The following is a 6,785-nucleotide window of genomic DNA, read 5'->3' as shown; positions in this document are numbered from 1 at the left end:
GGTGCGCTCGGCTGGGGAACCTGGATCATCGCGGTCATCATTCTCCTCGTCATTGCGCTCGTCTACGGCTTCGTGGTCGGCATTCTCGGTGCGATACCCCTCCTCGGATGGCTCATTGCACTCTTCCTCAACGCGGCGTTCGCCATCTTCTACGCCCGTTACCTCGCGCAGGTCTACGAGGAAGCCCCTGCCTCCGCGTAATCGCTCAACCAACCCCCTCTTTTTCTCCGGTTCCGCACCTGTTTGCACCCGGTCAACGATACCGTCTTTGCCCCGTCGACAGAATCTCCGGAGCGCACGGGGTTCTCCCCGGATAAAAGCAGCGTGTTTATCCCTGATCCGGGTAATGCTTATCCGAATATGCGGTGATACACATGGGTCTCGTTCAGTTACTCAGCGAGTCCTTCGGTTACGCGAAGGACGCTATCTGGGGCAGGTGGGTCCGCTGGCTCCTCCTGCTCGTCAGCACGATCATATTCCCGTTCATGTACGGCTACACGGTGCGGGTCATGAGCGGCACGAAACCCGCCCCGGAACTCGAAGGCTGGATCGGGCTTTTTATCGACGGCATCAAACTGATCGTCATCACGGTCGTCTACTCGATCCCGCTCATGGTCCTCACGGTCCTTCCCTTCCTGATGTACCTCATCCCGGTCTCAGCGACGGTAACCCCGGCGGGATCCGGTCCCGAACCGCTCATCAGCCCGGAGCTGGCCATCTTCGCAGCCCTTGCAGTCTTCATCATCTTCATCCTCGCCGCCATCATCATCGGGATCCTCTCGACGTTTGCGGCGGTCAGGTTTGCCCGGACGGGGAAGATGCGCGAGGCGTTCCGGGTCGGCACCCTCATCCGCCACGTCGGCAGGGTCGGGTGGATCCGTTGCTTCATCGCCCTCCTTGTCATGGGCATCGTGATAACGATCGCGCAGTTCGTCCTTGCCCTGATCCCGCTCGCCGGGCCGATCCTCGTCTTCCTGCTCATGCCGGCATTCATCATCTTCTCCGCCCGCTATGTCGCCCTCCTCTACGAGAGCGCCCCGGCGGCGGCATAAAATCCTCTTCTTTTTCGGTTCATCTCGATCATCACCAGTGCTATGAACTCCACATCTTCGTCTCACCCGGTCGGCGACGGACGGGAGGTTTCACCAGAACCTTTCCCTGCACCAGGTTCCCCGAATGCCCAACGTTTAAGTATCCCTGCCGCCAATTTCTTGACGGTGAATTGCACTATGTGTGATTGTTTTATTTGTTGAATCGATCCGCTTTTTTGACACTACCTTACGGGACGGGGAACAGACACCGGGTGTCTCTCTCACGCCGGCACAGAAACTTGAGATTGCAACGCACCTTTCCGACGTCGGCGTCCACGTCGTCGAGGCGGGCTCAGCCGCCGCTTCCGCCGGAGAGCGTGAGTCGATCCGGGCCATCGCCGACGCCGGGCTTGCAGCCGAGACCTGCACCTACGTCCGGGCACTCCCCGGGGACATCGACCTCGCCGCCGACGCCGGTGCCGACTCCGTCCACCTCGTCGTCCCGGTGAGCGATCTCCATATCAGCAAGAAGCTCAGGAAGACCCGCGAGCAGGTCTGTGATATGGCCTGGAGCGCCGTCGAGTACGCGAAGAGCCGCGGCCTGATCGTGGAATTATCCGGCGAAGACGCGTCCCGCGCCGACCAGGCGTTTCTCGCGACGGTCTTCCGGGAAGGGGTCGAGCGGGGAGCCGACCGGCTCTGCTTCTGCGACACCGTCGGGCTCCTCACCCCCGAGCGGGCGGCCGCGATCATACCGCCGCTTCTCTTTGCCCCGCTCTCGATCCACTGCCACGACGACCTCGGATTCGGGCTCGCGACCACCGTCGCCGCCCTCCGGGCGGGGGCGACCTGTGCCCACGTCACCGTCAACGGCCTCGGGGAGCGGGCGGGAAACACCGCCCTCGAAGAGCTGGTGATGGCGCTCGAGGTACTCTACGGGGTCGATACCGGGATCAAGACCGGGGAACTCTACCCCCTCTCGACCCACGTCGCCCGGCTGACCGGGGTACCGCTCGCGACCAACAAGCCGATCGTCGGCGAGATGGCCTTCACCCACGAGAGCGGCATCCACGCTCACGGGGTGATGCGGGACGCGAGCACCTACGAGCCGCTCCAGCCGGAGAGGGTGGGCCGCAAGCGCCGGATCGTCCTCGGGAAGCACTCGGGGTCGGCGGCGGTCGAGGCCGCCCTCCACGACATGGGGTATACCCCGGACGGCGCACAGCTCGCGGAGATCGTCACGAGGATCAAGCAGATAGGGGATGCCGGGATGCGGATAACCGACGCCGACATCATGGCGATAACCGATACCGTCATGGATATCGCGTTTACGCCCTGCCTTGAACTGCGCCAGTTCACCATCGTCTCGGGGAGCAACGCGATGCCGACCGCCTCGGTGACGATGCTCGTCCGCGGCGAGGAGGTCACCGGCGCCGCAGTCGGTACCGGGCCGGTGGACGCGGCGATCCGCGCGCTCCAGAAGTCGGTCGCGGACGTCGGTAGTGTGCGGCTCGATGAATACAGCGTCGATGCCATAACCGGCGGCACGGACGCCCTCGTCGACGTCTCGGTGAAACTCAGCAAAGACGGGAAGACCGTGACCTCGCGGGGTGCGAGGACCGACATCATCATGGCGAGCGTCGAAGCAGTTATCGCCGGGATGAACAGATTACTCAGGGAAGAGCATGAAGACCGGAGCAAAGACTCTGATTGAAGCGCTGCAGCGTGAAGGGGTGGACACCATATTCGGCTACCCCGGCGGCGTGGTGTTGCCGATCTACGATGAACTCTACGACTCGTCGATCCGGCACATTCTGGTAAGGCATGAGCAGGCAGCAGCGCACGCGGCCGACGGCTACGCGCGCGCGAGCGGCCGTGTAGGGGTATGCCTTGCCACCTCCGGCCCCGGCGCGTGCAATCTGGTCACGGGGATCGCGACGGCCTACATGGACTCTATCCCGATCGTGGCGCTCACCGGCCAGGTGCCGACCGGCCTCCTCGGGAACGATGCGTTCCAGGAGTCGGACATCACCGGGATCACGATGCCGGTCACCAAACACAACTACCTGGTGAAGGATGCCGCCGACCTCGACCGCGTGGTGCAGGAGGCGTTCTACATCGCGCGGACCGGCCGGCCCGGCCCGGTGCTGGTCGATCTCCCCAAAGACGTCAGCACGGGCCAGGTGTTGGAGGGAGCGCCCGTCCCCGGGACGGTCTCCCTCCGCGGCTACCAGCCCACCTACCAGGGGCACGTCCGCCAGATCGATAAGGCGCTCGACCTGATAGCGAACGCCGAGCGCCCGCTCGTCTACGCCGGCGGCGGGGTGATTCTCTCGGAAGCGTCGGCCGAACTCCTGGAGTTCGTCGAGACGGCCGCCGTCCCGGTGACGACAACCCTGATGGGGCTCGGCGCCGTCCCCGGCGACCACCCGCTCAACCTCGGGATGCTCGGGATGCACGGCACCCAGTCCGCGAACTACGCGGTGACGGAGTGCGACCTCCTGATCGCCGTCGGCGTCCGGTTCGACGACCGGGTCACCGGCAAGATCGAGACGTTCGCGCCGAACGCCGCGGTCATCCACATCGATATCGACCCGGCGGAGATCGGGAAGAACAAGGTGGTCGACGTCCCGATCGTGGGCGACGTGAAGGCCGTCCTCCAGGCGCTCCTCCGTCGTATGCAGAAGCGCGGCGATACGGCGAACTGGGTCTCCCGGATCAACGCCTGGAAGGCGCAGTATCCGCTTTGCTACCGCGACGACGACCATCTCCGCCCGCAGTACGTCGTGGAGCAGCTCTCCGATCTCCTGAAGGGCGAGGGGATCGTCGTGAGCGAGGTCGGCCAGAACCAGATGTGGACCGCGCTCTACTACTGCTTCAAGAAACCCCGGACCTGGATCACCTCCGGCGGTCTCGGGACGATGGGCTACGGGTTCCCGGCGGCCATCGGCGCCCATTACGCCCGGCCCGACCTCCCGGTCGTCGACGTCGCCGGCGACGGGAGTTTCCAGATGAACATTCAGGAGCTCGGGACGGTGGCGCACTACCAGATCCCGGTCAAGGTCGTCATCCTGAACAACATGTACCTCGGGATGGTGCGGCAGTGGCAGGAACTCTTCTACGACCGCCGCTACTCCTACACGGAGCTGCCGGCGGTGGACTTCGTGAAGATCGCGAACGCCTACGGGGTCGAAGGGCTCCGGGTCGAGGAGAAGGCCGGTGTGCGGGAGGCGCTCGAGACCGCGCTCGCCACCGACGGGCCGTTCGTCCTGGACTTCCGGGTCGAACGGGAGGAGAACGTCTTTCCCATGGTCCCTGCGGGTGCTGCGATCAACGAGATGATCGGGGTGAGGCAGGAATGAAACCGCATACCCTGAGCGTTCTCGTCGAGAACCGGGCCGGCGTCCTGGGCCGGGTCGCCGGGATGTTCTCGCGGCGGGGGTTCAACATCGAGAGCCTGGCCGTCGGACCCTGCGAGGAGCCGAACATGAGCCGGGTCACCATCGTGGTGAACGGCGACGACGGCGTCATCGAGCAGGTGATGAAGCAGACCAACAAGCTCATCGACGTCATCAAGGTCTCGGACCTGACGAAGCGGGAGAGCGTGGAGCGGGAACTCGCCCTCATCAAGGTCGCCGCCGAGACCGGGCCGTTCCGCGCCGAGATCCTGCAGATCGCGGACATCTTCCGGGCACAGGTCGTGGACGTCGGGTCAAAGACCCTGGTCCTCCAGGTGACCGGGGATACGGAGAAGATCGATGCGCTGGAGAAACTCCTGCGCCAGTACGGCATCAAGGAACTCGTCCGCACAGGGAAGATTGCCCTTCTCCGTGGGGCAAAGACCGTGAAGAGTTCAAAATAACTTTTTTTGGTCCGGTGCGTCCGTCATGCCATCAGGCCGATCTCCCTGCCTCTCCGGCGATCGTGTTATATGTTAGCACGCCACACACTAACACAGCATGTTCTCCGGATTACCTTTCCATACGGGACTCGTCGTGGGCGGTACGATCCTGATCGTCGTCGTACTGCTCGCCCTCTGGGGCCTCCGGTTCAGGGAGGCCGCTTGAATGGCGGATATACTGACGTTCGTCCTGATCGGGCTCTACTTCTTCGTGCTCATCGGCATCGGGAACTGGGCTTCGAAGAAGATCAAGAACACCGAGGACTACATCCTCGCAGGCAGATCGCTCGGGTTCTGGGTCTTCACGATCCTGGTTGTCTGCTCGATCTGCAGCGGGATGACCCTGCTCGGCGTAAGCGGGTTCGGCTACAACTCGGGCTGGCCCGGGATATGGGAGCAGATCTTCGTCCCGCTTGCAGCCTCGTTCTGTATCATCTTCTTCGGGGTCAAACTCCACACCCTCGGGAGAGAACGGGGCTACCTGACCGTCCAGGACTACCTCGCGGACCGGTTCGAGAGCCCGCGGGCGGTCCGGGCGCTCGCCGCGATCTCGGGCATCGTCGTCTCGCTGATCTACCTCGTCGGGCAGTATGCCGCGATCAGCATCGTGCTCGTCTGGCTCTTCGGTATCCCGCACTGGCAGGCGCTCCTCATCTCCGGGGTCATCATCACGGCCTATACGGTCGTCGGCGGGCTCTATGCCGTCTCCTGGACGACTCTCTTCCAGGGCGGGATCCTGATCTTCGGCGTCCTCCTGATGGCGCCGCCGGTCATCATGAGCGCCGGCGGCCTGGCCCACATCAATACCGTGCTTGCCGGGATCGACCCGAACTTCGTCGAGCCCTGGTACCCGAGCCCGGCCTACGCGTCGTATGCCTACACGACGCCGGAGTTCCTCTTCTCGTTCGGGATCCTCCTGATGGTCGGCCTCGCCTGCGCACCGCACGTCGTCAGCAACGTCCTGGCAGTCAAGGAGAAACGCTACTTCAAGTGGGCGCCGCTCCTCGCGTTCGTCATCTACGCGGTCGTGATGTTCCTCGTCAAGTTCACCGGGTTTGCCGTGCGGTCGCTCGTCGAGGAGGGGAAGCTCGTCCTCCCCGACGCCGTGAACGCCCAGGACTTCGCCTTCATCGCGGGCGTCGAGTACGCGATGCCGAACGTGGCGTTGTGGGCGCTCTTCGCGGTCATCGTCCTTGCGGCGGTGATGTCCACGACCGACCGGCTGATGCTCACCGTGGGGACCTCGTTCGCGTGGGACGTCTACAAGAACATCCTCCGTCCCTCGGCGACCGATAAAGAGGTGCTCCTCGTCTCGAAGGTCGCGATCGTCGTCGGGGCCGGCGGCACGCTCCTGCTCGCCGTCAACCCGCCGCCGATGCTCGCGTGGCTGATCTGGATGGGCATCGGGGTGATGCTCGCGACGTTCGCGGTTCCGCTGCTTGCCGGGCTCTACTGGCGCGGTGCGACGGGACAGGGAGCGATCGCGAGCATGCTGGTCGGGCTCGTTGCGTCCGCCGTCTTCGGTTACTGGCACCAGTTCGTGGCGCCCCTTCCCATGCACTTCAGCATCTACGCGCTCGGGCTCTCGATCCTCACCATGGTTGTCGTCAGCCTCATGACCACCCGGAACTCCGATGACGTGCTCGACAGTACCCGGACCGGCTGGTTCATCCAGTCGCCTTCCCTCCCTTCACCGGCCGCGAGCCCCGGAGAGACCCTGTTTGTCGACCGGGAATCGCCCCGCCGGCAGTGACGGCGGAGCGCTCCCGTCATTTTTCCCTCCCGTTCGCCTTCGCAAAGTCCATATCCCCCTGAGCAGACACTAGACTGCCGACACAACCGGTGGAGAACGG

The 6,785-nt window shown here is 64.1% G+C and carries 5 protein-coding genes and 1 pseudogene; all 6 read left to right on the top strand.

The window, feature by feature from the left end; translation table 11 throughout:
* Window positions 1-201: pseudogene (locus tag L21_RS14255) on the top strand (DUF4013 domain-containing protein); the annotation flags it as partial.
* 173 nt (window positions 202-374) lie between these two features.
* The gene (locus tag L21_RS12715; RefSeq protein ID WP_074370823.1) at window positions 375-1,052 is read left to right on the top strand and encodes a DUF4013 domain-containing protein; all 678 of its coding nucleotides are present in this window, start codon (window positions 375-377) and stop codon (window positions 1,050-1,052) included.
* Window positions 1,053-1,233: 181 nt separating this feature from the next.
* The gene (locus L21_RS12710; protein WP_074370822.1) at window positions 1,234-2,745 is read left to right on the top strand and encodes a 2-isopropylmalate synthase; all 1,512 of its coding nucleotides are present in this window, start codon (window positions 1,234-1,236) and stop codon (window positions 2,743-2,745) included.
* The gene (gene ilvB / locus L21_RS12705; protein ID WP_074370821.1) at window positions 2,717-4,393 is read left to right on the top strand and encodes a biosynthetic-type acetolactate synthase large subunit; all 1,677 of its coding nucleotides are present in this window, start codon (window positions 2,717-2,719) and stop codon (window positions 4,391-4,393) included. The genes L21_RS12710 and ilvB overlap by 29 nt, the downstream gene beginning before the upstream one ends.
* Window positions 4,390-4,893, top strand: a complete 504-nt coding sequence (ilvN, locus tag L21_RS12700; protein ID WP_074370820.1) for an acetolactate synthase small subunit — start codon at window positions 4,390-4,392, stop codon at window positions 4,891-4,893. Before ilvB ends, ilvN begins: the two co-directional genes overlap by 4 nt.
* 205 nt (window positions 4,894-5,098) lie before the next feature.
* Window positions 5,099-6,685 (top strand): sodium:solute symporter family protein, encoded by a 1,587-nt coding sequence (locus L21_RS12695; protein WP_074370819.1) that lies wholly within the window; start codon window positions 5,099-5,101, stop codon window positions 6,683-6,685.
* Window positions 6,686-6,785: the final 100 nt, after the last annotated feature.

This window comes from Methanoculleus chikugoensis, assembly GCF_900095385.1.
Lineage (GTDB): Archaea > Halobacteriota > Methanomicrobia > Methanomicrobiales > Methanoculleaceae > Methanoculleus > Methanoculleus chikugoensis_A.
The sequence above is the reverse complement of the archived record's forward strand: the minus strand, read 5'-3'. Positions and strand labels throughout refer to the sequence as shown.

What these genes read in the sequence shown, in the direction of transcription:
- ilvN (WP_074370820.1), top strand. Translation starts at nt 4,390, where the DNA reads ATGAAACCGCATACCCTGAGCGTTCTCGTCGAGAACCGGGCCGGCGTC.
- ilvB (WP_074370821.1), top strand. Translation starts at nt 2,717, where the DNA reads ATGAAGACCGGAGCAAAGACTCTGATTGAAGCGCTGCAGCGTGAAGGG.
- L21_RS12715 (WP_074370823.1), top strand. Translation starts at nt 375, where the DNA reads ATGGGTCTCGTTCAGTTACTCAGCGAGTCCTTCGGTTACGCGAAGGAC.
- L21_RS12695 (WP_074370819.1), top strand. Translation starts at nt 5,099, where the DNA reads ATGGCGGATATACTGACGTTCGTCCTGATCGGGCTCTACTTCTTCGTG.